Origin of the sequence: Rahnella contaminans, assembly GCF_011065485.1 — a bacterium.
In the GTDB taxonomy this organism is placed as follows: Bacteria; Pseudomonadota; Gammaproteobacteria; order Enterobacterales; family Enterobacteriaceae; genus Rahnella; species Rahnella contaminans.
Window position 1 is genome coordinate 1,094,465 of the sequence record NZ_JAADJS010000002.1, and the last position, 24,422, is coordinate 1,118,886.

The 24,422-nt window shown below is 50.6% G+C and carries 23 protein-coding genes; 13 read left to right on the top strand and 10 right to left on the bottom strand.

The genetic code is table 11. From position 1 onward, the window contains the following. Positions 1-70: 70 nt before the first annotated feature. Positions 71-649, bottom strand: coding sequence for a YceI family protein (locus GW579_RS14295; protein ID WP_152325586.1), 579 nt, complete (start codon positions 647-649; stop codon positions 71-73). A gap of 46 nt (positions 650-695) precedes the next feature. Continuing rightward, positions 696-1,241: a cytochrome b gene (locus GW579_RS14300; RefSeq protein ID WP_101077222.1), complete on the bottom strand. Its 546-nt coding sequence runs from the start codon at positions 1,239-1,241 to the stop codon at positions 696-698. A 554-nt stretch (positions 1,242-1,795) separates the two neighbouring features. On the opposite strand from GW579_RS14300, the gene GW579_RS14305 reads away from it, so the two are divergent. The 3 genes from GW579_RS14305 to GW579_RS14315 are packed head-to-tail and all read left to right on the top strand — an operon-like array spanning position 1,796 to position 7,111. Beyond that, complete coding sequence (locus GW579_RS14305; protein WP_165059605.1) at positions 1,796-2,938, top strand: efflux RND transporter periplasmic adaptor subunit; 1,143 nt, start codon at positions 1,796-1,798, stop codon at positions 2,936-2,938. A gap of 9 nt (positions 2,939-2,947) precedes the next feature. Beyond that, positions 2,948-6,043 carry an efflux RND transporter permease subunit gene (locus GW579_RS14310; protein ID WP_165059606.1) on the top strand — a complete coding sequence of 1,032 codons (3,096 nt, stop codon included), beginning with the start codon at positions 2,948-2,950 and terminating at the stop codon, positions 6,041-6,043. 27 nt (positions 6,044-6,070) lie between these two features. Beyond that, the gene (locus GW579_RS14315; protein ID WP_165059608.1) at positions 6,071-7,111 is read left to right on the top strand and encodes an AI-2E family transporter; all 1,041 of its coding nucleotides are present in this window, start codon (positions 6,071-6,073) and stop codon (positions 7,109-7,111) included. Here GW579_RS14315 and GW579_RS14320 read toward each other — a convergent pair. The 6 genes from GW579_RS14320 to pyrC form a co-directional block, all read right to left on the bottom strand. After that, positions 7,108-7,572, bottom strand: a complete 465-nt coding sequence (locus GW579_RS14320) for a MarR family winged helix-turn-helix transcriptional regulator (RefSeq protein WP_152325590.1) — start codon at positions 7,570-7,572, stop codon at positions 7,108-7,110. The genes GW579_RS14315 and GW579_RS14320 overlap by 4 nt on opposite strands. Positions 7,573-7,742: 170 nt before the next feature. Beyond that, on the bottom strand, positions 7,743-8,471 hold the full coding sequence (locus tag GW579_RS14325; RefSeq protein WP_235937373.1) for a LuxR C-terminal-related transcriptional regulator: 729 nt from the start codon (positions 8,469-8,471) through the stop codon (positions 7,743-7,745). 146 nt (positions 8,472-8,617) lie between these two features. Beyond that, a complete protein-coding gene (gene solA / locus GW579_RS14330) occupies positions 8,618-9,733 on the bottom strand; it encodes an N-methyl-L-tryptophan oxidase (RefSeq protein ID WP_165059610.1) in 1,116 nt (371 codons plus the stop codon). A gap of 143 nt (positions 9,734-9,876) precedes the next feature. Further along, a complete protein-coding gene (bssS, locus tag GW579_RS14335) occupies positions 9,877-10,131 on the bottom strand; it encodes a biofilm formation regulator BssS (RefSeq protein WP_013576258.1) in 255 nt (84 codons plus the stop codon). 346 nt (positions 10,132-10,477) lie between these two features. Next, positions 10,478-10,732 (bottom strand): DNA damage-inducible protein I, encoded by a 255-nt coding sequence (gene dinI / locus GW579_RS14340; RefSeq protein ID WP_013576257.1) that lies wholly within the window; start codon positions 10,730-10,732, stop codon positions 10,478-10,480. A gap of 82 nt (positions 10,733-10,814) precedes the next feature. Next, positions 10,815-11,864, bottom strand: coding sequence for a dihydroorotase (gene pyrC, locus GW579_RS14345; protein WP_165059612.1), 1,050 nt, complete (start codon positions 11,862-11,864; stop codon positions 10,815-10,817). A 224-nt stretch (positions 11,865-12,088) separates the two neighbouring features. Here pyrC and GW579_RS14350 point away from each other — a divergent pair, with 224 nt between their 5' ends. Then, a complete protein-coding gene (locus GW579_RS14350) occupies positions 12,089-12,376 on the top strand; it encodes a putative quinol monooxygenase (protein ID WP_152325593.1) in 288 nt (95 codons plus the stop codon). 81 nt (positions 12,377-12,457) lie between these two features. Here GW579_RS14350 and rne read toward each other — a convergent pair whose 3' ends face one another. Beyond that, a complete protein-coding gene (gene rne / locus GW579_RS14355; RefSeq protein ID WP_165059614.1) occupies positions 12,458-15,748 on the bottom strand; it encodes a ribonuclease E in 3,291 nt (1,096 codons plus the stop codon). Between the two features lie 600 nt (positions 15,749-16,348). Between rne and rluC the strand changes: the two genes are divergently transcribed. After that, positions 16,349-17,311 (top strand): 23S rRNA pseudouridine(955/2504/2580) synthase RluC, encoded by a 963-nt coding sequence (gene rluC, locus GW579_RS14360; RefSeq protein WP_152325595.1) that lies wholly within the window; start codon positions 16,349-16,351, stop codon positions 17,309-17,311. A gap of 54 nt (positions 17,312-17,365) precedes the next feature. Here the strand turns inward: rluC and GW579_RS14365 are convergent, their stop codons facing one another. After that, complete coding sequence (locus tag GW579_RS14365) at positions 17,366-17,962, bottom strand: Maf family protein (RefSeq protein WP_165059616.1); 597 nt, start codon at positions 17,960-17,962, stop codon at positions 17,366-17,368. A 148-nt stretch (positions 17,963-18,110) separates the two neighbouring features. Between GW579_RS14365 and yceD the strand changes: the two genes are divergently transcribed. The 8 genes from yceD (at position 18,111) to fabF (ending at position 24,287) form a co-directional block, all read left to right on the top strand. Next, on the top strand, positions 18,111-18,635 hold the full coding sequence (yceD, locus tag GW579_RS14370) for a 23S rRNA accumulation protein YceD (protein ID WP_152325597.1): 525 nt from the start codon (positions 18,111-18,113) through the stop codon (positions 18,633-18,635). A gap of 12 nt (positions 18,636-18,647) precedes the next feature. After that, positions 18,648-18,815: a 50S ribosomal protein L32 gene (gene rpmF, locus GW579_RS14375; protein ID WP_013576249.1), complete on the top strand. Its 168-nt coding sequence runs from the start codon at positions 18,648-18,650 to the stop codon at positions 18,813-18,815. Between the two features lie 48 nt (positions 18,816-18,863). Then, entirely contained in the window at positions 18,864-19,898 is a 1,035-nt protein-coding gene (gene plsX, locus GW579_RS14380; RefSeq protein ID WP_165059618.1) for a phosphate acyltransferase PlsX, read from the top strand. Positions 19,899-19,904: 6 nt separating this feature from the next. Beyond that, positions 19,905-20,858, top strand: a complete 954-nt coding sequence (locus GW579_RS14385) for a beta-ketoacyl-ACP synthase III (protein ID WP_152325599.1) — start codon at positions 19,905-19,907, stop codon at positions 20,856-20,858. 18 nt (positions 20,859-20,876) lie between these two features. Beyond that, complete coding sequence (fabD, locus tag GW579_RS14390) at positions 20,877-21,806, top strand: ACP S-malonyltransferase (protein ID WP_165059620.1); 930 nt, start codon at positions 20,877-20,879, stop codon at positions 21,804-21,806. Positions 21,807-21,820: 14 nt separating this feature from the next. Further along, entirely contained in the window at positions 21,821-22,555 is a 735-nt protein-coding gene (fabG, locus tag GW579_RS14395; protein WP_013576245.1) for a 3-oxoacyl-ACP reductase FabG, read from the top strand. A gap of 153 nt (positions 22,556-22,708) precedes the next feature. Then, a complete protein-coding gene (acpP, locus tag GW579_RS14400) occupies positions 22,709-22,945 on the top strand; it encodes an acyl carrier protein (RefSeq protein ID WP_015690190.1) in 237 nt (78 codons plus the stop codon). Positions 22,946-23,045: 100 nt separating this feature from the next. Beyond that, positions 23,046-24,287: a beta-ketoacyl-ACP synthase II gene (gene fabF / locus GW579_RS14405; RefSeq protein WP_152325601.1), complete on the top strand. Its 1,242-nt coding sequence runs from the start codon at positions 23,046-23,048 to the stop codon at positions 24,285-24,287. Positions 24,288-24,422: the final 135 nt, after the last annotated feature.

The window sequence follows — 24,422 nt, forward strand, 5'->3', positions numbered from 1 at the left end:
CTGCCGATCCGTCGTAATAAAGGCCCTGACGATTTAATACCGTCAGGGCCTTTTGTTTTGGCGATACGGATTACTTCTCCTGCACGCCTTCCACGGAAATGATCAGCTCAACATCCTGCGAAGCAGGGCCGAGATCGGTGGTGATCCCGTAATCTTTCAGCGCAATCGTGCCTGCGGCTTCAAACCCGGCGCGATAACCGCCCCACGGATCCTTACCCTGACCCAGCAATTTCGCCTGAAGGGTTAACGGTTTCGTCACGCCATTCAGGGTGAAATCACCGGTAACGGCCAGGTTATCCCCCTCTTTTTTCACCGACGTGGATTTAAACGTGGCCTGCGGATGCTTGCTCACATTGAGGAATTCCGCGCTGCGCAGGTGTTTATCACGCTCGGCATGGTTCGTGAACACGCTGGTGGTGTTGATGCTCACGTTTACTTTATCCGCTGCCGGGTCTTTCTCGTCAAAGGTAAAGCCTCCGTCAAAATCGTTAAAACTGCCGTAAAGCCAGCTGTAGCCCAGATGCTTGATGCGAAACTCAATAAACGCGTGCTGTCCTTCTTTGTCGATTTTGTAATTCGCCGCACTTGCGGTGCCTGCGGCTAACAACAGGGATGCCAGTGTCAGGCCCAGAGTGGTTTTTTTCAGCATGGTTATTCTCCATTTATCCATTAAGTGAATCGCAAGGTGAAACAGTTCAGCGCCCCAGCATGCGTGTCAGCGTGCTGTCGCGGTCGATGAAATGATGTTTGAGTGCGGCCAGCGCGTGGAATGCAGAGATAATCACAATTCCCCACGCCATCCACAGATGTACGGTGCCGGCGATGTCCGCCTGTTGCTCCAGCCCGAACAGCGTGGCCGGGATATCAAACCAACCGAAAACGCTGACCGGCTGGCCTTCGGCGGTCGAAATGAGATAGCCGCTGAGCAGGATCCCGAACAGACCGGCAAAGAGCAGAACATGCGCGAGCCACGCCCCGAGCCGGGTTTTGGCGCTGTAGCTGTCCAGCGGTTTTGGTGGCGGCGAAATAAAGCGCCAGGCCAGCCGGAATACCATGGCCGCGAAAACCAGCACGCCAATGCTTTTATGAATTTCCGGCGCCCGGTGATACCAGGTGTCGTAATAGCCCAGTCCGACCATCCATAATCCCAGGGCGAAAAGGCCATAAACGGCCAGCGCAACAATCCAGTGGATCAGAATTGAAATATGCCCGAAGCGCACAGTCGTATTTTTCCAAAACATAATTTGGCCGCTCATTGTGAGAGTTATTTTTGGAAAGTAAACATTTGGAAACATTCTGGCAAACTATTATTTTCAAAATAGATGATTAATTTAACTTGTTCACTATTTTTGAACTGATTAAGGTTATCTTGTTCAGCTTATTCGTTTTTGATTCGTCAGGAAGGCTGGGATGGGCTGGGGTTCAGTCTGGATGCGGGTTTGTCAGGTTTTGTCATCGACGGTAAAGTTTATTTTATTACTAAAAATTTGAGTAAAAAAATTGATTTCATCCGTGATTGTTATTTTTGGATAATAACTAAAATGAAAAACGTTATCTGATTTAGCGGATAGCACTCTTCGGAATATTAATTCTAAATACTCCTTAAATATAACGTAAAGAAATCACGGGATATTATGCAAACTGATCGGGATCAGTTTATGGAAAGTTATCACCTCTATAATCTCCGAAAATTCTGATTAGGAATTTTTTTATCTACTAAAATGGATATGAGCCGGTGCGTGCACTTTCCTGACCCAACATAACCGGCATCCGACCTGACACGGAGAGTGACACTATGTTTCCTGCAGTATGCCGTCATGCAGTTTTATCCCCACTGCTGGCCCTGTTTTTATCCCTTCCGGTTGTCGCAACAGCGCAATCTGTTCCGACGGTTACAACATCGACTATCGCAACGCAAACTGATGGCGTCAGCCGCACTTATCTCGGCCGCCTTGAGGCTGTTCAGGCGGTGAATGTTGTCAGCCGCACGGAAGGTTTTATTTCCAGGAGAACTTTCCAGGAAGGTCAGCTGGTTAAAGAGGGGGATGTCCTTTACGAAATCGACCCCGCGCTGCATCACTCCGCAGTCGCGCAGGCGAAAGCGCAGCTCGACAGTGCGAACGCCACGGCCCGACATGCGCAGACGCATCTGAACCGCATTCAGCGTCTGGGCGATGCGCGGACGGTCAGCCAGTCCGATGTCGATACCGCACTTGCCGCACGCGATACCGCCCGGGCCGCCGTCGCGCAGGCTCAGGCCGCCCTGAAAACTCAGGAATTACAGCTGGGCTTTACCCGCATTACCGCACCTATTTCCGGGCGGATTGGCGTGAGCCATTATCACACCGGCAGTCTGGTGAATCCGGCGAGTGGCGCGCTGACTGAAATTGTTCAGCTCGATCCGGTTCGTGTGGTGATTTCCGTTAACGAGCGCGACGTACTCAGTGCCAGCCAGAGCAGCGGTTCGCTTGAGGACGCTTTCGCGGCGGATAACATGACGCTTTCGCTGCGTTTATCAGATGGTTCGCCGTACCTGAAAACACCGAAGTTTGAATCCCTGGGAAACCGCATTGATACGCAAACCGGCACGTTGCCCGTCAGGCTGACCGTTGAGAATCCGGATCACCGTTTATTACCGGGTGGCTCAGTTAACGTGCTGGCAGCACCGCGCTCCGGACAGAAACTTCCGGTTCTGCCAGCCGCGGCTTTACAGCAGGATGCCACCGGCCACTTTGTTTTGCTGGTAAATGCTGAGCAGCAGGTTGAGAAACGGCCAGTCCGCCTGGGGGCGCAGACCGGAAAGGGATATTTCGTTCTGGAAGGTTTGCAGGGAGGAGAAAAAGTGGTCACCGAAGGGCTGCAGTGGATCCAGCCAGGGATGAAAGTGAAGACGCGGGACGCCTCGGGTGCTCCGGCGACGCCGGCAAAAAAAGGTTAAGGAATAACTATGCTCGAGCAATTCATTAAAAGACCGCGCTTTGCGGTGGTCATCGCGCTGGTCACGGCACTGATTGGTGCCGTGGCGCTCAAGGTGATCCCGGTGGAACAATATCCGGACATCACGCCGCCCGTTGTTTCTGTCAGCGCGGTTTACCCCGGCGCCAGTGCGCGTGACGTGGCGGAATCTGTTGCTGCGCCCATTGAAGCGCAGGTCAACGGCGTCAGCAACATGCTCTATATGTCCTCTAACAGCGGCAATAACGGCAGTTACTCGCTGACGATTACCTTTGCCAGCGGAACGGATCCTGATACTGCGGCGGTTGAAGTGCAAAACCGTATCTCTCAGGTCAGCTCTCAGCTCCCGCCGGAAGTGCTGAATACTGGCGTTTCCGTGCGTAAGCAGGCATCCAATATTTTACTCGGGATCAGCCTGTTATCCCCGAAACATACTCACGACATGTTGTTTATCAGCAACTTCGCCAGCATTCAGCTGCGTGATGCTTTAGCGCGTATCGACGGCGTCGGCGATGTCCGCGTGTTTGGTTCCCGCGATTACAGCATGCGAATCTGGCTCGATCCCCGCAAAATGGAAGCGCTGGATGTCAGCAGCATGGAAATCAGTTCGGCAATCCAGAGCCAGAACGTGCAGGCGGCGGCCGGTCAGATTGGCGCTTCGCCAAGTCCGTCCATGCAGCAACAAACGCTCACCATCAGCGGGGCCGGACGTTTGAGTACGCCGGAAGAGTTCGGCAATATTATTGTGCGTAAAAATGCCAACGGCGGGACGGTGCGTTTGCATGACGTCGCCCGCATTGAGCTGGGTGCGCAGGATTATCAGGTAAACGCCACGCTGAATCAGACGCCGTCCGCCTTTCTGTCAGTTTATCCGGCACCGGGTGCCAATGCGCTGAATGTGGCCAATGCGGTGCGCGCGGAAATGGAACGTCAGGCGGGTTACTTCCCGGACGATCTGACTTATGAAATCAAATTCGACTCCACACGGTTTGTCAGCGCGACGCTGGATGAAATCGTCGTATCCTTGGTGCTGACGTTCATCGTCGTTCTGACCATTGTTTTCCTGTTCCTGCAAAGTTTGCGCGCGACGTTCATTGTTGCGCTGACCATTCCTGTCTCTTTGCTTGGCACATTTGCCGTGCTTTACATCTTTGGCTATTCGGCCAATACACTGAGTCTGTTCGCTATTATTCTGGCGCTGACGGTCGTGGTCGATGATGCGATTGTCGTGGTCGAAAATGTCGAAAGGCTGATGGTCGAAGACCCGTCGCTCGGGCGGGTAGCTGCAACCCGTCTGGCACTGAAACAAATTGCCGGACCGGTTATTGCCACTACCGTGGTTCTGCTGGCGGTATTCGTTCCTATTGCCGTGCTGCCGGGTATTACCGGTGCGCTGTATCGTCAGTTTGCGGTGACGCTTTCTGCGGCGGTAGTGCTTTCCAGTATTAACGCACTAACGCTGACTCCGGCGCTGTGCGCAACATTACTCAAGCCCCGTCCGGAGAAACCTGCGCGCTTCTTCCAGCTCTTCAATAACGGGCTGGACAGTGTGCGCGATACCTATGTCAAAGCCGCGCGTGGGATCAGCAGAAATGTGCTGACCAGTATTGTGAGCGTGACTGTGATCGCCGGTTTGTGCGCATGGGGTTACAGCAGTTTGCCGAAATCTTTCCTGCCTGATGAGGATCAGGGGTATTTCTTCGTGAATGTGCAGCTACCGGACGGCGCGTCCCTTAACCGTACCGATACGGTTCTCGGGCAGATGAAGGCAATTCTTGGCAAAGATGACGCGGTTGAAGATGTCATCGCGATCAGCGGATTCAGCCTGCTGAGCGGCGGGAGCTCACCGAATTCTGCCTTTGGTATTGTTTTGCTGAAACCCTGGGGTGAGCGAAGCAGTGTGGGTCAGGTCATCGGACGGTTGCAACCTGCGATGGCAGGCATTCCTTCTGCGATGATTATGGCGATAAACCCGCCAGCCATTTCCGGGCTGGGTACGGCTTCCGGGCTGGATTTGCGCTTACAGGCGTTACGCGGACAATCACCGCAGGAACTGGCGGCGACCGGACAGGCGCTGATTCAGGCGGCAAATCAGGATCCGCAACTGAGCCGCGTCTTCACAACATTCAGTGCGTCCGTTCCTGAAATTGCACTCAGCGTGGATCGCGATCGTGCTGCGCAATTGCAGGTTCCGGTCAGCAGGATCTTCGGTACGTTGCAGACATCGCTCGGCGGGATTAACGTCAGCGATTTCATTATCAACAACCGTTTGTTCAACGTGCAGATGCAAAATGAGATGGAAGATCGCCAGCGTGCGGATCAAATCTCGACGCTGACCGTGCGCAGCGATAACGGTTCTCTCGTCAGTCTGGGGAAAATGGTCAGCCTGACGCCGTCTCTCGGCGCACCGTTTATTACGCAATATAACCAGTTCCCGTCACTGGCGATCAGCGGTTCTGCTGCGCCAGGCGTGAGTTCCGGGGAAGCGATGACGCAAATGGAACATATCCTGAACGAGAAACTGCCCGCCGGTTATGGTTACCAGTGGACCGGGATGTCGTTGCAGGAGATTCAGGCGGGCGGTCAGGCTATTGTGATTTATGCCGCGGCGCTGCTTTTCGCCTATCTGTTCCTGGTCGCCCAGTATGAAAGCTGGAGCATACCGCTGGTGGTGATGATTTCGGTGATCTTCGCGGTGTTTGGCGCAGTCGGAGGCCTGCATCTGGCAGGCCTCAGCAACGACGTATATGCTCAGATTGGTATGGTGTTGCTCATCGGGCTGGCGGCGAAAAATGCCATACTAATTGTCGAGTTTTCGAAAGCCAGAAGGGAAGGGGGCGCCACTATCCGCGAAGCGGCGCAGGACGGTGCGAAGCAACGATTCCGCGCTGTCATGATGACCGCAATTTCGTTCATTCTGGGCGTCTTGCCGCTGGTACTGGCGTCGGGTGCTGGCGCCATGAGCAGGCACATCATTGGTGTCACGGTGTTTAGCGGAATGTTGTTGTCCACGACCGTGGGGATCCTGTTTATCCCGTCGCTGTATGTGCATGTTCAGCGTCTGCGGGAATGGGTGAAATCCCGTTAAGAAAACGGGCCGCATCAGGAGGAAGATTTGCGTAAAACGATCGTGACGACTCAGGGACTCAAAATCGTCGTAATGATGGCGATGCTGGTGGTGATTTTCGCGGGAATTAAATCTGCGGCGGACATCATCGTACCGTTCATTCTGGCGCTGTTTTTGGCTTTTATTTTGAATCCGCTGATTGTGCTGCTGGGGAAATGTCGGGTGCCGCGCGCACTTGCCGTTTTGCTGGTGGCGACGCTGGTGATTTGCCTGATGGTTTTCATGACCACTAAACTGCTGGTGACGCTTAATGAATTTGCCCGCACGTTGCCACAGTATCGCGGGCTGATTGTTGAGAAGCTGAGTTATCTCGAAGAGCTGTCCGGGCAAAGCGACCTGACGTTATCGCCTGAACAGCTGGCCAGTTATATCGACCCGGCAGCGACGTTGAACCTGGTCAGCAAACTCATCAGCTATTTATCTAACGCGATGGCGGGTTTGTTTCTGTTACTAATGACGGTGGCTTTTATGCTGCTCGAAGTGCCGCAGCTGCCGTACAAAATTGAACAGATGTCGGATGAACCGGGAAAGGGGATGGCAAATGTTCAGCGTGCGCTCGACAGCGTGACGCGTTATCTGGTGATCAAAACGTTAATCAGCGTGGTCACCGGGCTGGCGGTCTGGGCGCTGCTGGCAGCGACGGGGATCCGGTTTGCGTTTTTGTGGGGAATGCTGGCGTTTGCGCTGAATTACATTCCCAATATCGGTTCTTTTCTGGCGGCAATCCCGCCGGTTATTCAGGCGTTCTTGTTCAACGGCTTCAGTGAAGGGATTATCGTGGCAGGCGGATATGTGCTGATCAACCTTGTTTTTGGCAGCATTATCGACCCCAAAATTCTGGGGCGCGGGTTGGGGCTTTCGACGCTGGTGGTCTTTATGTCACTGATTTTCTGGGGATGGCTGATGGGCCCGGTCGGAATGCTGCTCTCCGTGCCGCTGACTATTGTACTGAAAATAGCGCTGGAACCGACGGCTGCCGGGCATAAGATTGCCGTACTGTTGGGCGATGGCGCCGCACAAAAACGCTAAAGTTTGTTTAACTCTTCAATGCGCACTGCGTGCGTTTCAATGCTTTTCAAAGAGGCCATGAGTTGCTGACGGGCGGGCAAATCCAGCCCGTGAAATAACCGGTCGATGGCATCCTTCTTCGGTTTTTTAGTCTGCTCTAACGCCTGTTTTCCTGCTTCCGTTAATTCCAGCAATTGTGAACGGCGATCTGTCGGATGACGTTTGCGCACCAGCAAACCGTCCCGGTCCATGGCATCAATCGCATCGGTAATGGTTCGGGGAGATTGTTGAAGCACCTGAGCCAGTTCTGCGGGGCGGCAGGTACCTTCATGCGCGATGGCCGACAATAGTTTTCCGCGAGCCAGGGAAAGGCCCTGCGCGGACATTGCCGCGTCCACTTGTTTGCGCATCAGACGGATTACGGAAAGCAACGTTTCTGTAATTTCTGTTGGGGTGACATCTTCAGAAGCGGAGTGTTTCATTTTATGAGGCTACTCAAGATAAGGCTGCTAATTTTAAACTTATTGTATGCCTCTGTCGTCAGAGTGCAACCGCGTAATCCGCGGATGTCTGAGTGAGTGAAACTTAATGGAAAAACAGGAAGGCGATAATATAAAAATGCCCTGATTGTTCAGGGCATTATGTGAATGATTTAGCTATGTGCTTTGTAAATCATTAAAAGATCGTCTTTAATCTGACGGCTAATGGGTGTCGCGGAAATGTCATCTATCGGCCAGAATAAATACTTGATCAGATTGTAAATAAAACAGAATTCAAGCCGGTTCCGGACTTTAATTTTCTGAGCCAGATGGCGCTTATGAACATACACGGTACGGCTGCTGATATTTAATTTTCTGGCAATCCGGTAGTTCGGCATTTCAGACATCCAGTATCCCATCACAAGAATTTCCTGATCGCTGAACAGGGTTCTTGGAATGCCGAAGTTATTTTCAGGCATAAAGGATTCCGGGTCTGCGGCAATCTCTTGTAATAACTGCGTTAATGACTGTTTATTGAGAACGAAAACTTCGCGGGTGATGGCAATCGGCGCATCACTGTCCGGATAATTCGCATCGATATAACAGTATATTCTGGCGGTATGGCGGAACTCAAAGAAAGCCTTCAATTCCAATGATAATTCAGCGTTATGACAATGCTGCGTCATATTCACGAGAATAACGTCAGGCTGAAATTCTGTCAGTGAATTGAGTGCCTGAGAAATATTCACAGTATCAATAATGTCGAGATTATTATTCTCAACAAGATAAGAGAAAATTCCTAACCGGGTGAATCCACAGGGTTCAATAATAGAGAGTTTCATTCGACGTCCTTGTTCAGGCGTATCATTTACGCGTGGAAACCACTCCTGTGATTTCTGCATCTAGCATAGGTTTTTTTCTATAATGCTGTCAATTCGGAAATACCGGTCTATTGATCTCGTTCAAAGTGAAACTTAAAAATGACTCTTCGAGGAAATAAAATGACAACCGTCGAAAGAATATAAACGACGGTTGAAACATCTTTACATTAATTGAATCGGGAAAGGGAGAAAGGCTCAAGCTCGAAAGGAATAGGATGATTGTTAGCGAAATGAGTCACTATTTCACCTAATACGCTGGCAAATTTAAATCCGTGGCCGCTTAAACCTGAAATGACCAGTGTATTTTCTCTGCCCGGCAATGTATCGATAATGAAATCTTCATCTGCGGTCATGTCGTAAGTGCATGACGCGCCGCGTAAACTCACCCCAACACCCGGCAAAAAGTGGCGGAAAAAGTTGAAGGATTCTGTACCGTCCTGGCTAAATCCGCCGAAAGGTTTGCGCTCTTGCGGCTCTGTGATCCACTGACCACCATTATGTTTTCCGAGCTTTAAGGAATCTTTTACGGAAGGGAAGCCGTAATACTGATCACCTTGCTGGGTTTCGAGCGTGAAGGCCGGGAAGTGATTCTCCTCGCTGTAGCGCCCATCGGCATGAAACCAGGCAAAAACTTTGCGTAAAGGTTTCACTGGCAACTCCGGAAGGATTTTTGTCACCCAGGTTCCGGCGGTCACTGCCAGTTTTTTGCCATGATAAACGCCATCGATTGTGGAGACCTCAACGCCGCCATCAACCCAACGGATATCGTCGACCGGGCAGTTGAACAGCTGCGCGCAACCCGCTTCGCGCGCAAGGCGGATGTAGGCGCTGATGGCTATTTCGCTTTGCAGATAACCAGAGTCAGGTTCGAAAACGCCGCAATAGCCGTCTGGCAAAGTAAACAGTGGCCATTTTTCGCGGATTTCAGCCGCGCTGAGAGACTGTGTGTTCAGGTTGTAGGTTTCTGCACTAGCTTTCACATTGCCGATGAATTCGGAATCTTCAGGACCTATATTCAACACGCCGCTGCGGTGAAATACTTTATCACCGCTTAGCTCTGCCAACTCATTCCAGAGCATTTGTGCTCTCAGCAGCATTGGAACGTACCGGGCACCTTCACCATACGCGTGTCGGATAAGCCGCGTTTCGCCGTGATGGCTGCCTGCCTGATGAGGAGGTATTGCGCTGTCTATCATCAGTACTTTCAGCCCGGCACGCGTGGCGTAATAGCCCGCAGCTGACCCGACTGAACCGCTGCCAACGATGATGAGATCATAATCCATAACCAAATGCTCCACTGTCGAAATTTTTTAACATATGCACTACGGGCATGATAGTGAGTTTACGGCTGGGAAGGCAAGGGAGCGAAGGCAAAGAAAAAGGCACCAGGATGAAATCGCGGGTGCCTCAGACTGGCAGGTATAGCTTAGTGTTTTCGGTGATCACTGTATTCGTACTCGTTAGATTCTATCTTTTCGATACCCGCTTCGAGAATGTTGATCAGCTGCCTGGCAACGTCGGTAGTTAACCATAAAGTTCTGTCTACCTGAGCATCCTCGGGTGTCTGGTCTTTTGAAGACAGGTAATGAAGACGTATCATCATGGCGTCATAAGAGTCGACGGTACTGATATCCCAACCAACAAGCGGGTGTGTCTGAATAACTTCATCATTTCTGTCCATATAGACCCCTTATATTGTAGTGACTGACGTGAGTGACTATCTGAGGATCAATGCGGCTCATTATCAGGTGAGCTATTTCAGTATAAACAGTTAATGCAATTTATGGAGAGGTTTAAGGGATTTTAATTGTAAATAATTTGTATTGATTATCCGGGAGTCAGAATAATCTGGAGTTTAACCAAAATTACTTTTTAATTTGGGTAATTTTTATACGAGCAAAAAGAATGAAAAAACCGGACTGCGACGCCCGGTGAAATACGCAAATAGCCTTACGGCGGGTTTTAATAAACCTGATTATTATTAATAAGGTATTGAATCTGAGCACGTTCTGAGAAAATTCATGCAGTTACTCATCATTCTGATTTGAAAACCAGTCATCTGCACTTTCCCAGGTTTCCTGGAGAATTTCTTCGATAAGATCACGATCTGTTTTGGCTCCACCCAGCACGGACAAGCTATTTGCGCCGGCGTAGCGAACCTGAATTTTATTTTCGCGATCAGAAAACTGTTTGTTAATTCTTTTACTCAATTCACCCGATAAGGCGTCTAAGGCACCCGCAGGCAGAGGCTTGGTTTTATCGATTGTGACTTCAACACGCATAGGACCTCCTGAATAGATTTGACTGTATATTTATACAGTCAAATCATGAGCGGTGCAATACAGAGTTGAAGAGAATCGTATTTTAGTACGAAGTCACTTTCCAGTTGAGCGTCTGCCCTGCAAGGAATGGCACAACGCATTCATCGCCCAGCGCAATTTCTTCTGGCTGAGTGACTGGCGTACGCGTCAGTTCAATGAAGTCTTCATTGAGCGGCAAGCCGTAGAAGCGCGGGCCATTCAGGGAACAGAAAGCTTCAAAATGTTGAAGTGCATCCATTTCTTCGAAAACGGTCGCGTAAGCGGAAAGTGCCAGTGGTGCGTTGAAGCAGCCTGCGCAGCCGCAGCTCGATTCTTTGCGGCCTTTGGTATGTGGCGCAGAATCAGTGCCCAGGAAGAAACGATCAGCGCCGCTGGCAATAACGTCACGCAGGGCTTGCTGATGAACATTACGTTTCAGGATTGGCAGGCAGAACAGGTGAGGACGTACGCCACCGACCAGCATGTGGTTACGGTTAAACATCAGGTGCTGAGGTGTAATGGTCGCGCCGAGGTACTGATTGCCGGACAGAACGTATTGCGCCGCTTCTTTGGTCGTGATGTGTTCGAACACGATTTTCAGTTCAGGAAACTGGCGGCGTACCGGATCCATCACTTCATCAATAAAGCGCGCTTCACGGTCAAAAATGTCCACATCGCTGTGAGTAACTTCACCGTGGATAAGCAAAGGCATGCCAATTTTTTGCATGCGCTCCAGCACCGGATAGATTGCCTTAACATCGGAGACACCGTGCTGAGAGTTGGTTGTTGCATTGGCAGGATAGAGTTTTGCGGCAGTGAATACACCTTGCTCGAAACCCTGAGAGATCTCATCAGGATCCAGAGAATCCGTCAGGTAGCAGGTCAGCAATGGGGTGAAGTTATGTTCTTTCGGCAGTGCAACCATAATCCGTTCGCGGTAGGCAATTGCCGCTGCGACGGTCGTCACCGGAGGCGTCAGGTTGGGCATGACAATCGCGCGGCCAAAGACTTCACTGGTGAAAGGCAGCACGGTGCTGAGCATTTCATCGTCACGAAGGTGAATATGCCAGTCATCTGGGCGGCGGATTTTCAAAACTTGCGGTGTGGCGGTCATCAGGCAAAACTCCGGCATTGAGAGACAAGATGTTGGGAATCAGGTGCGGTAATGGGAGCATTAACGGCGGGGAACAAGAATAAGCGTAAAACCGTTGTGTTGCATCTGTTAAATAAAGTTCGTATTGAAATCAATGTATCGAAAGGTTCATAGTGAACGCAGATTTTAGTCAAAGTGCTTCCAGACACTGGGGAAGCAAGACAAAAAACAACAGGAGAACCAGTATGGAAATCAGAGTTGTTGCCACAATTGTTGCTAAACCAGAGTTTAAAAAACAGGTAACAGAGGCTTTGCTTGACGTTATTGAACCCAGCCGTCAGGAGGTTGGGTGCCTGCAGTATGAACTGCACGGAGATCTTGATAAGGAAGGGACGTTCGTGTTTTACGAGCGCTGGGCTTCTGAAGATGCACTGAAGCAGCACAACAAAACAGAGCATTTTCAGCATTTCGCCAAAAGTCTCGAAGGTAAACTGGAAGAACTGACTATTCGCCGTCTGAAAACCCTGGCCTGAAAACGTCTCAATCAGTCAGTCATTATTGTTTAATAATAAAAAACCCGCCGGGGCGGGTTTTTTTAGAGCATTTTCAACGCATCACTCAGAAGGCATTTCAGGTTTGGTTGCTGGTGCCGTTGCAGTGCTTACTGCTGCATGGCCGCCTGCAGAACCTTTACCTTCGAAGCCGAATTCAGGACGAACCCAGTCGCTGTGACGGGCAGGTTCCTGAACGTACTGAGGGGCTGGCGCTTTGGTCATCGGTGCAGTGGCATGATGTTTAAAGCGTGGTTCAGCAACGACAGCTTGAGAGACAACAGTTTCAACATGAGCAGGGGCTTTCACCTCTGGCGTTGTTTCTGCGGCGTGCTGTACCGGAGCAACAGGCTCGGCGTTAACTTCAGGTTCTGCGGCTACCGGAGCATGAACTTCAGGTTCAGCAACAACGGGCACTGGTTCAACAACAACCGGTTCGTGAGCTTGTGGTGCAACTTCTACGCGTGGTGTCTCTTCAACTGGCTCTGCAGTTTCAGGTTCAACCAGAACAGGTTCTTCGGCAACAGGTTGTGCAATTTCAGGCACAACACTTTCTTCCGCTGGTGCTTCCGGCTGTACTGCTTCAGTAACCGGAACTGCTTCAACCGCAAGAGTTTGCTCAACCGGCGCGGCTTCAACTTCAGTTGTTTCATTCAGAACCGGCGTATTGGCCTGAGCGGTTTCAACCTGTTGTGTCAGCACTTCTGGCGCTTCAGTTTCTGCAAACTGTTGTTCAGATGACTGCGCAACCGGGTAAGTGATCCAGACCTTACCTGACGCCATTTCCGGAGAAACAAACGCACCGGTCAGAGGCATTGGCGACTGAGTCGGGTAACGCTCATCACGGTAACGGCGACGACGCTGACCGCTTACACGCAGGTGGCGCGGAGAACGACGTGAGCGACGTGGCATACCGTTTTCACGGTTGTTGTCATTCAGGTTTTCTTCGCCTTCAGTTGTATTAACTGTTTCCGCTTCAGAAGGTGCCTGTTCAGTAAATACCGGAGCCGCAGGGCGTGTACCGGTAATCAGTAACTGTGCAGCAGCTTCTGCTTCGTGATCAACTTCTTCTGATTCGAAGCGAACTTTCTGCGTTAACTGGCGACGCTGACGGCGCTGAGCTGGCTGACGATCTTCTTGTTCCGTTTCATCACTGACCGGCGCGGCGATTTGCTCTACAACAACAGCATCCTGAATTTTTTCTTCAGTCTGTGTTTTGCGCTTATCTTCAGAACGGCGACGCGAACGCTCACGACGAGGTTGTTGCTGCTGCTCTTCACGCGGTGCAGTTTCAACGTCTTCGTTGCGGCTTTCGCTAACTACAGGCTCCTGGTTACGACGGTTGCGGCGTTGATCATCACGCTGCTCGCGATTATTTTCGCGGTTGTCACGGCTTTCGCCACGATTATCACGATTATTCTCACGACCCTCACCACGGTTGCCGCGGTCATTGCGTTCGCCACGTTCACCGTTGCGATCACGACGTCCGCCCTGACGACGCTGGTTACGGCGTTCGTTGTTACGACGATTTTCTGTTTCAGTGGCTTCAGCTTCTTTCGGCGCTTCAACAGGTTTAACTTCCTGCTGTGGCTGCGGTGCGAACAAGCTTTTCAGCCCGCTCAGCAGACGGCTGACAAAGCCGGATTTCTCAGCTGCTGGTGCGGCTGGCGCATTAACCGTTGTGGTACGGGTTTTAACCGGTTCTTCAACCGCTGTTTCCTGCTCAAAGCTGGACGGAGGCGCTTCACTTTGCAGGGCAAACGCAGCCAGTGCCGGTTGCTCAGGGCGACGACGCTCAGTCGGCAACTCTTCAGAAGGTTGCAGCATTTCTGCTTCGTGAATTTGTGGCAACAGATAGCTCAGTGCAGAGATTTCTTCGCCTTTGCGTACGCGCAGAACATGGTAGTGCGGGGTTTGCATCTGATCGTTTGGAACGATCACAGCACGAACACCGCCCTGACGTTTTTCGATGGCATTCACCGATTCACGTTTCTCGTTCAGCAGGTAAGAAGCGATAGGAACCGGAACGATCGCATGAACTTCTTTGGTATTTTCTTTCAGCGCTTCTTCTTCAATCAGACGCAGAATCGACAGCGACAGGGACTCGTTATCACGAACGGTACCTGTACCTGCGCAACGTGGGCAGATGTGGTGTGTTGATTCACCCAGTGACGGGCTGAGGCGCTGACGGGACATTTCCAGCAAACCAAAGCGGGAAATGCGACCAATTTGAATTCGTGCGCGATCCTGACGAACGGCATCACGCAGACGGTTTTCCACTTCGCGCTGGTGGCGAACTGGCGTCATATCGATGAAGTCGATAACAATCAAACCACCGAGGTCACGCAGACGTAACTGACGGGCAATTTCATCGGCGGCTTCAAGGTTGGTATTGAATGCGGTTTCTTCGATATCGCCGCCGCGGGTTGCACGTGCGGAGTTGATGTCGATAGCCGTCAAGGCTTCTGTGCTGTCGATAACAATCGAACCGCCGGAAGGCAGGCGCACTTCACGCTGGAAAGCAGATTCAATCTGGGATTCAATCTGATAATGGCTGAACAGCGGGATCTCACCAACGTAAGGTTTGATTTTGCTGCTGAAATCAGGACGGCCAAGTGCAGCAATGTGCTCTTTTGCCAGATCGAGAATTTTAGGGTTATCGATGAGGATTTCACCGATGTCCGGGCGCAGGTAATCACGGAATGCGCGGACGATAACATTACTTTCCTGATGGATCAGGAAAGGAGCAGGGCGGCCTTCAGCGGCTTTCTTGATGGCATCCCAGTGCTTGAGGCGGAAAGTCAGGTCCCACTGCAGAGCTTCAGCAGATTTGCCAACGCCTGCGGTACGAACAATCAGACCCATGCCATCAGGTAATTGCAGTGAAGACAGGGCTTCTTTCAATTCTGTACGGTCGTCGCCTTCAATACGGCGGGAAATTCCCCCAGCACGTGGATTGTTTGGCATCAGTACCAGGTAACTACCGGCCAGGCTGATAAACGTCGTCAGCGCTGCGCCTTTATTTCCACGCTCTTCTTTATCAACCTGAACGATCACTTCCTGGCCTTCGCGCAAAACATCTTTGATGTTCGGGCGGCCATGAGAGGAATAGTTACTTGGGAAATATTCGCGGGAAATTTCTTTCAGAGGGAGGAAACCATGCCTTTCCGCACCGTAATCTACGAATGCCGCTTCCAGACTTGGTTCAATGCGGGTGATTTTACCTTTGTAAATGTTCGCTTTTTTCTGCTCATGGCCCGGACTTTCAATATCCAAATCATACAGTCGCTGTCCATCTACCAAGGCAACGCGCAACTCTTCTTGCTGAGTCGCGTTGATCAACATTCTTTTCATCTTAACTTACTCATTATTATTCCATTATTGACAGAGCTGCGGGCAAAATGACCTCATGACCGGATAAACCGTTGGCCCCGAGTCTTCTCGCAAATCGTCAACCTCACGGCTGTCGCTTGCATAGGGGCGCATTATTTCGGTAAGTCTGCTTTTGCTGTATTAAAGACACCAGCGTTATGAAAGCAGCACTTTTATTAGGGGAATAGCTTCTGAATTTACGTTAACAGATCTCATTCCGTTCGCCGGCCAAGCTGCAACCCGCAGCCCGCTAATTGCTTGATTTCACATTACGTCTTACGCCATTGCTGCGTTTTTGTGCGATCAGGCAAATCTATAATTCCTGCGTTTTCCCTAACTTAAGAGAAACAACGCCGAAAGTGACTTCATTATTCCATTGCAGGCACTCTGATAGCAAGGTGACTTTTCCCATGCGGGTAAGATATTTACCTCAATGAGATATGTGCCGCATTGTCTTAACATTTGTATTCTTAAAAAACGGGTGAAGCAGGCAGGTTTTCCTCGGTGGTTACTGGTAAAGTAAGATTTAAGCACATAAAAATCAGTGGCGCGAACCGTGCCGGATATTTAGAATCGCGAGCCATGAAAACTGAGAACCCAACTGTACAATTAATCCCCATTTCCGAAGATGAAGCCGGTCAGCGCATCGACAACTTCTTACTCAAAATCCTGAAAGGCGTGCCGAAAAGCATGATCTATCGCATCGTGCGTAAGGGCGAAGTCCGGGTTAATAAGAAAAGAATTAAGCCAGAATATAAATTATTAGCTGGCGACGAAGTGCGTGTGCCACCTGTTCGCGTAGCCGAAAGGGATGAAGCGCCAGTTTCTGCCAAACTGGATAAAGTTGCCGCACTAACCGACTGCATATTGTATGAAGATGATTACTTATTAATTCTGAATAAGCCGTCTGGTACCGCTGTTCACGGTGGCAGCGGCCTGAGCTTTGGTGTTATCGAAGGATTACGCGCACTTCGCCCTGAAGCGCGTTTTCTGGAATTAGTCCATCGTCTGGACCGTGATACCTCAGGCGTATTGCTTGTTGCGAAGAAACGTTCAGCATTGCGTTCCCTGCACGAACAACTGCGCGTGAAAAGCATGCAGAAGGATTATCTGGCGCTGGTGCGCGGTGAATGGCCGTCACATTGTAAAGTCGTGCAGGCCCCCTTGCTGAAAAACATTTTGCAAAGCGGCGAGCGTGTTGTGCGTGTTAATGCAGAAGGTAAACCCTCTGAAACGCGATTCAAAATTGAAGAGCGTTATGAATTCGCGACACTGGTAAAAGCCAGCCCGGTAACCGGCAGAACGCACCAGATTCGTGTTCACGCCCTGCATGCAGGTCATCCGATCGCTTTTGATGACCGCTATGGCGAGCGTGATTTTGACGCAAAACTGGCAGGCACGGGATTGAATCGTTTATTCCTGCACGCTGCGGCTTTGCGATTTGAACATCCGAATACCGGTGAAACACTGCGTATTGAAGCGCCTATGGATGCCAAACTGCGTAATTGCCTGAAAATTTTACGCGGCAAAACGACCGCCCGTTAAAAAAATCAGCCTGTAAAGAGGCGCACGGGTTGCGCCTTTTTTTATGCCTCTCAGTTAACGGTTTTCAAGTAACGGATTGATGCCGTGTCTTCGCAGTAAGGAGAGCAGGGCGATCAATGGCAATCCGATTAACGTATTTGGGTCGCGCCCCGTCAGACTGTCAAAGAGCGTGATCCCCAATCCTTCGCATTTAAAGCTGCCCGCACTGTCGTAGGGCTTTTCACGATGCAAATATCCGGTAATTTCTTCATCGGTTAAAGAACGGAAGGTGACGTCAAACGTTTCACATAACGTCTGCGCTGATTTTGTATCGCTGTCATAAACACTCAGGCCCGTATAAAAGGTGACGGTTTTGCCACTGGCTGCCTGCAACTGTTTGAAGGCATTATCAAATGTGTACGGTTTACCCGTGATATTTCCATTAATCACGCAAACCTGATCGGAGCCAATAATCAGATGATGCGGATGGGCAGTGGCCAGCGCAGTGGCTTTCGATTGTGCCAGGCGTTTCACCAGTTCAGCCGGGTTCTCACCGGGAGCTGGAGTTTCATCAATATTGGGTGACGCACAGGTAAACGTCAGGCCGGTTTTCTCCAGCAACGCTCTGCGGTAGACCGAGGTCGAGGCTAAAAGTAATTCTGGTGAAGACATAATCATAATTTTTTTTCACAAAGCGTAGCGTTATTGAATCGCACATTTTAAACTGTCGGCCGCTGTGGAAGCGAATATTGGTGAAAGGTGCGGTTTTGAGGCCTTTTTCTTTGACTCTCTGTCGTTACAAAGTTAATATGCGCGCCCTATGCAAAAAGTAAAATTACCCCTGACCCTTGATGCGGTCCGCACTGCCCAGAAGCGTTTAGACTATACAGGTGTCTATACTGCAGATCAGGTTACGCGCGTTGCCCAATCAGTGGTCAGTGTGGATTCTGATATACAAACCTCATTGTCGTTTAATATCGACAATCAGCGTCTGGCGGTGATTACCGGCCACTCTGATGTTGCTGTAACTCTGGAATGCCAGAGATGCGGTAAGACGTTTGAACATCAGGTTCACACAACATATTGTTTTAGTCCTGTCCAAAATGATGAGCAGGCTGAGGCATTACCGGAAGCGTACGAGCCGATCGAAGTCGATGATTTTGGCGAAGTTGATTTGCTGGCAATGATTGAAGACGAAATTATTCTTTCTCTGCCTGTCGTTCCGGTACATGAATCTGAACACTGTGAAGTGTCCGACGCGGACATGGTGTTTGGTAAACTGCCTGCAGAGGCGGAGAAACCAAATCCATTTGCCGTATTAGCGAGTTTAAAGAAAAGTACTTAAGGAGTAAGGTCCATGGCCGTACAACAGAATAAACCAACCCGTTCTAAACGTGGCATGCGTCGTTCACATGACGCTCTGACCACTTCCACTCTGTCTGTGGACAAGACTTCTGGTGAAACTCACCTGCGTCACCACATCACTGCCGACGGTTTCTACCGCGGTCGCAAGGTAATCGGCTGATATTTGCCTGCAACTTATTCACGTGATAAGTGCTGGCAAGGCGATACCTTGACTCGTCTAACCCTCGCGTTAGATGTAATGGGCGGGGATTTCGGTCCTTCCGTCACAGTGCCTGCTTCATTGCAGGCACTGATTTCTAATTCTGAATTAGACCTTCTTCTGGTCGGTGATCCCGACGCAATCACACCTTTCTTAGCCAAAGCCGATACTTCTTTAACAGAAAGAATTCGGATAATTCCTGCTGAATCAGTGATAGCCAGCGATATGCGCGCATCGCAAGCTATACGTGCCAGTAAAGGAAGCTCAATGCGTGTGGCGTTGGAACTGATCAAGAGTGGTGACGCGCAGGCGTGCGTCAGTGCCGGGAATACCGGAGCGCTGATGGGATTAGCCAAACTGGTTGTAAAGCCTCTGGATGGCATTGAGCGCCCGGCGCTGATGAGCGTATTGCCCAATCAGCAGCGCAGTAAAACCGTGGTACTTGATCTGGGGGCCAACGTTGAGTGCGACAGCACAATGCTGGTCCAGTTTGCCGTTATGGGTGCAGTGATGGCCGAACAGGTGGTAGGTATTAATAACCCCCGTGTTGCCTTGCTGAATATCGGTGAAGAGGAAAGTAAAGGGCTGGATAACATCCGTGAAGCCGCTGCCATTTTAAAAAATACCGCACTAATCAACTATATCGGCTATCTTGAAGGCAATGACCTTCTGACCGGTAAGACAGATGTGATGGTGTGTGACGGCTTCGTCGGGAATGTTACGCTCAAGACCATGGAAGGTGTAATAAGGATGTTTTTGTCACTGTTAAAATCCTCCGGTGAGGGTGGCAAGAAGGCCTGGTGGTTGAAATGGTTGGGACGGATAGTTCAGAAGAAGTTGCTAAAGCGTTTTAGCCACCTCAACCCCGACCAGTATAATGGCGCATGTTTGTTAGGATTACGGGGCATCGTTATTAAAAGCCACGGCGGAGCAAACCAGCGTGCGTTTGCTGTTGCTATCGAACAGGCTGTGCAGGCGGTGCAGCGGCAGGTCCCTCAGCGGATTGCCGCGCGCCTTGAAGCTGTATTACCCAAGAGTGACTGATCGTACATGTATACAAAAATTCTCGGTACGGGGAGCTATTTGCCCGTGCAAGTTCGGACTAATGCCGACTTAGAAAAAATGGTGGATACCTCCGACGAGTGGATTGTCACCCGCACAGGTATTCGTGAACGTCGTATCGCTGCACCGGATGAGACTGTGGCCACAATGGGCCTGCACGCAGCAGAGAAAGCACTTGAAATGGCCGGCGTTAGCGCAAGCGACGTGGGTCTGATCATTGTTGCAACAACCTCATCTTCACATGCATTCCCGAGTTCAGCCTGCCAGGTGCAGAATATGCTGGGCATCAAGGATTCTGCAGCTTTCGATTTGGCCGCCGCTTGTGCAGGTTTCACCTACGCACTAAGCGTTGCCGATCAATACATTAAAAACGGTGCCGTGAAATATGCGCTGGTGATCGGCTCTGACGTGTTGTCCCGTAAACTCGATCCTGAAGATCGCGGTACGGTGATCCTCTTTGGCGATGGTGCTGGCGCCGTACTGCTGGGGGCATCCGAAGAGCAGGGCATTATTTCCACGCACATGCATGCAGATGGTCATTACGGCAACCTGCTGACGCTGGCTTACCCAAGTCAGTCTGAGCCGGAAAAACCTGCTTATGTCACCATGGCCGGTAATGAAGTCTTCAAAGTGGCTGTGACTGAACTGGCGCACATTGTGGATGAAACCCTGACGGCAAATAATCTTGACCGTACTGCACTTGACTGGCTGGTTCCGCATCAGGCGAATCTGCGTATTATCAGTGCGACCGCGAAAAAGCTGGGTATGGGAATGGACAAAGTTGTGGTTACGCTCGATCGTCATGGCAATACTTCTGCGGCTTCTGTGCCAGCAGCATTTGACGAAGCTGTACGTGACGGCAGAATTCAGCGCGGGCAGTTAGTGCTGCTCGAAGCATTTGGCGGTGGCTTTACCTGGGGCTCGGCGCTGGTACGTTTCTGATTTAACAGGAAGATAAAAATGACAAAAATTGCAGTTGTTTTCCCTGGTCAGGGTTCTCAGACGCTCGGTATGCTGGCTGATTTAGCGTCAGCACACCCGATTGTTGAAGAAACATTTGCCGAAGCTTCTTCGGTGCTGGGGTATGATTTATGGCAGTTGGTGCAGCAGGGGCCAGCTGAAGAATTGAATAAAACCTGGCAGACACAGCCTGCCTTGCTGGCAGCATCCGTCGCTATCTGGCGTGTCTGGCAGCAGCAGAACGGCACTCAGCCTGTTCTGATGGCCGGCCACAGCCTGGGCGAATACTCAGCGCTTGTTTGCGCGGGTGTGCTGGATTTCAAACAGGCTATTTCCCTGGTTGAGCTGCGTGGCAAACTGATGCAGGAAGCCGTGCCTGCGGGTACCGGCGCAATGTACGCCATTATCGGTCTGGACAACGATGCAATCGCTAAAGCGTGTGAAGAATCTGCGCAAGGCCAGGTTGTTTCGCCGGTAAACTTTAACTCACCGGGTCAGGTCGTTATTGCCGGTAACAAAGAAGCCGTTGAGCGTGCCGGTGCTGCTTGTAAAGCCGCAGGCGCAAAACGTGCTCTGCCGCTGCCTGTCAGCGTGCCTTCACACTGCGCATTAATGAAGCCTGCTGCTGATAAACTCGCCGTTGCGCTGGAAAATGTTACTTTCAATGCGCCACAATATTCCGTTGTGAACAACGTAGACGTGAAAGTTGAAACGTCTCCGGAAGCGATCAGCAGTGCGCTGGTTCGTCAGTTATACAGCCCGGTTCGCTGGACTGAATCTGTCGAATTTATGGCAGCACAAGGCGTTGAACAGTTATTAGAAGTGGGGCCGGGTAAAGTTCTGACCGGTCTGACTAAACGTATTGTAGACACCCTGACGGCCGCCGCGGTAAACGACACGGCAAGCCTGACAGCGGCGCTTGAGCAGTAATTAAGAGGATGAGTATGAGCTTCGAAGGCAAAATTGCACTGGTAACGGGTGCGAGCCGTGGCATTGGTCGCGCAATCGCTGAAAAGCTGGTTGCTGGCGGCGCAAAAGTGATCGGCACCGCGACCAGCGAAAAAGGCGCTGAAGCAATCGGCGAATATTTAGGCGAAAACGGCAAAGGTATTATGCTCAATGTGGTTGATTCTGCATCTATTGAGCAAGTATTGGCGACGATTCGAGCTGAATTTGGCGAAATTGATATTTTAGTTAATAATGCCGGCATTACCCGTGATAACCTTCTCATGCGAATGAAGGATGATGAGTGGCAGGATATTCTGGACACGAATCTGACTTCAGTGTTTCGGCTGTCAAAAGCTGTCATGCGGGCTATGATGAAGAAACGGTGTGGACGGATTATTACAATTGGTTCCGTTGTTGGCACCATGGGTAACGCAGGGCAGGCGAACTACGCGGCGGCTAAAGCTGGCTTAATTGGTTTTAGTAAGTCTTTGGCACGTGAAGTCGCTTCACGTGGCATTACTGTCAACGTCGTCGCTCCCGGCTTTATTGAGACGGATATGACAAGGGCGTTGACAGATGATCAACGCGCAGGCATTTTGTCATCAGTTCCAGCCAACCGGTTGGGCGATGCCAAAGAAATTGCCAGCGCCGTTGCTTTTTTAGCCTCTGACGAGGCCAGCTACATCACGGGTGAAACATTACATGTCAATGGCGGCATGTACATGATTTAAAAATTACGAAATTATTTGCGTTTTTTGCGGTAAAAACCGCAAAATAGAGCAAATTCGTGGTTTGACCAGCCTGGATTTAGTTGCATCTTTTTCAACATTTTATACACTACGAAAACCATCGCGAAAGCGAGTTTTGATAGGAAATTTAAGAGTATGAGCACTATCGAAGAACGCGTTAAGAAAATCATCGTTGAACAGCTGGGTGTTAAACAGGAAGAAGTAGTGAATGCTGCATCTTTCGTAGACGACCTTGGCGCTGATTCTCTCGACACCGTTGAGCTGGTTATGGCTCTGGAAGAAGAGTTTGATACCGAGATCCCTGACGAAGAAGCTGAAAAAATCACTACTGTTCAGGCAGCTATTGATTTTATCAACGCTAGCCAACAGTAAGCGTACATGCTTTAAGTTTAGATAGTTAGGCGGTCATTCGACCGCCTAAGTTTTTTATATCCCACGGTATAACTACTTTTTCCCTCCCTGGAGGACACACGTGTCTAAGCGTCGAGTTGTAGTGACTGGACTGGGCATGCTGTCTCCTGTCGGCAATACTGTAGAGTCCACTTGGAACGCTCTCCTTGCCGGTCAGAGTGGCATTAGCCTAATCGACCATTTTGATACTAGTGCCTATGCAACGCGTTTTGCTGGCTTAGTTAAAGATTTTAACTGTGAAGACTTCATCTCCCGCAAAGATGCACGCAAGATGGACGCCTTTATACAGTATGGTATTACTGCCGGTATTCAGGCGATGCAAGACTCCGGGCTTGAAGTAAATGCTGAGAATGCAACGCGTATTGGTGCGGCGATTGGTTCTGGTATTGGCGGTCTTGGTCTGATTGAAGAAAACCATTCCTCATTGGTTAACGGCGGACCTCGTAAAATTAGTCCTTTCTTCGTTCCCTCAACCATCGTTAACATGATTGCCGGTCATCTGAGCATTATGTTTGGGTTGCGTGGGCCGAGTATTTCTATTGCTACAGCCTGTACTTCAGGGGTGCACAATATTGGACATGCAGCACGTATCATTGCTTATAACGATGCAGATGTGATGCTGGCTGGCGGCGCAGAGAAAGCCAGTACGCCTCTGGGTGTCGGTGGCTTCGGTGCTGCACGCGCGTTATCCACACGTAACGATAATCCTCAGGCGGCAAGCCGTCCGTGGGATAAAGATCGTGATGGTTTCGTCCTCGGCGATGGCGCAGGTATTATGGTGCTGGAAGAGTACGAACACGCCCGCAAACGCGGTGCAAAAATTTATGCTGAGATTGTTGGTTTCGGCATGAGCAGCGATGCATTCCATATGACTTCACCGCCGGAAGATGGCGCGGGTGCAGCGCTGGCTATGGAAAATGCACTTCGCGATGCGGGTATTTCTGCTTCAGAAATTGGTTATATCAACGCGCACGGAACATCTACCGCTGCTGGCGATAAAGCTGAAGCGCAGGCAGTTAAGTCTGTCTTTGGCGCTGATGCGAAGAAAGTGCTGGTCAGCTCGACCAAATCCATGACCGGACATTTACTGGGCGCGGCTGGCGCAGTGGAATCTATCTTTACTTTGCTTGCTTTACGCGATCAGGCCGTTCCACCGACCATCAATCTGGATAATCCGGATGAAGGTTGCGATCTGGACTTTGTGGCGCATGAAGCGCGTCAGGTAAAAGCGCTGAATTACTCACTGTGCAATTCGTTCGGGTTTGGCGGCACCAACGGTTCGCTGGTATTCCGCAAGATCTGAATCCGGTAAAAACCTGTCCGTCTGAAAAAGGCCCGTTATTGGGCCTTTTTGCTGTCTGTATAAAAGGTCCGGTTTGTGCCAAACGGCAGTTCAACAAAGTGCGTGTTCCAGCCCTCTGCCTGGCCCGGTACGATA

What these genes read in the sequence shown, in the direction of transcription:
- GW579_RS14295 (WP_152325586.1), bottom strand. Translation starts at nt 649, where the DNA reads ATGCTGAAAAAAACCACTCTGGGCCTGACACTGGCATCCCTGTTGTTA.
- GW579_RS14300 (WP_101077222.1), bottom strand. Translation starts at nt 1,241, where the DNA reads ATGTTTTGGAAAAATACGACTGTGCGCTTCGGGCATATTTCAATTCTG.
- GW579_RS14305 (WP_165059605.1), top strand. Translation starts at nt 1,796, where the DNA reads ATGTTTCCTGCAGTATGCCGTCATGCAGTTTTATCCCCACTGCTGGCC.
- GW579_RS14310 (WP_165059606.1), top strand. Translation starts at nt 2,948, where the DNA reads ATGCTCGAGCAATTCATTAAAAGACCGCGCTTTGCGGTGGTCATCGCG.
- GW579_RS14320 (WP_152325590.1), bottom strand. Translation starts at nt 7,572, where the DNA reads ATGAAACACTCCGCTTCTGAAGATGTCACCCCAACAGAAATTACAGAA.
- GW579_RS14325 (WP_235937373.1), bottom strand. Translation starts at nt 8,471, where the DNA reads ATGCAGAAATCACAGGAGTGGTTTCCACGCGTAAATGATACGCCTGAA.
- solA (WP_165059610.1), bottom strand. Translation starts at nt 9,733, where the DNA reads ATGGATTATGATCTCATCATCGTTGGCAGCGGTTCAGTCGGGTCAGCT.
- bssS (WP_013576258.1), bottom strand. Translation starts at nt 10,131, where the DNA reads ATGGACAGAAATGATGAAGTTATTCAGACACACCCGCTTGTTGGTTGG.
- dinI (WP_013576257.1), bottom strand. Translation starts at nt 10,732, where the DNA reads ATGCGTGTTGAAGTCACAATCGATAAAACCAAGCCTCTGCCTGCGGGT.
- pyrC (WP_165059612.1), bottom strand. Translation starts at nt 11,864, where the DNA reads ATGACCGCCACACCGCAAGTTTTGAAAATCCGCCGCCCAGATGACTGG.
- GW579_RS14350 (WP_152325593.1), top strand. Translation starts at nt 12,089, where the DNA reads ATGGAAATCAGAGTTGTTGCCACAATTGTTGCTAAACCAGAGTTTAAA.
- rne (WP_165059614.1), bottom strand. Translation starts at nt 15,748, where the DNA reads ATGAAAAGAATGTTGATCAACGCGACTCAGCAAGAAGAGTTGCGCGTT.
- rluC (WP_152325595.1), top strand. Translation starts at nt 16,349, where the DNA reads ATGAAAACTGAGAACCCAACTGTACAATTAATCCCCATTTCCGAAGAT.
- GW579_RS14365 (WP_165059616.1), bottom strand. Translation starts at nt 17,962, where the DNA reads ATGTCTTCACCAGAATTACTTTTAGCCTCGACCTCGGTCTACCGCAGA.
- yceD (WP_152325597.1), top strand. Translation starts at nt 18,111, where the DNA reads ATGCAAAAAGTAAAATTACCCCTGACCCTTGATGCGGTCCGCACTGCC.
- rpmF (WP_013576249.1), top strand. Translation starts at nt 18,648, where the DNA reads ATGGCCGTACAACAGAATAAACCAACCCGTTCTAAACGTGGCATGCGT.
- GW579_RS14385 (WP_152325599.1), top strand. Translation starts at nt 19,905, where the DNA reads ATGTATACAAAAATTCTCGGTACGGGGAGCTATTTGCCCGTGCAAGTT.
- fabD (WP_165059620.1), top strand. Translation starts at nt 20,877, where the DNA reads ATGACAAAAATTGCAGTTGTTTTCCCTGGTCAGGGTTCTCAGACGCTC.
- fabG (WP_013576245.1), top strand. Translation starts at nt 21,821, where the DNA reads ATGAGCTTCGAAGGCAAAATTGCACTGGTAACGGGTGCGAGCCGTGGC.
- acpP (WP_015690190.1), top strand. Translation starts at nt 22,709, where the DNA reads ATGAGCACTATCGAAGAACGCGTTAAGAAAATCATCGTTGAACAGCTG.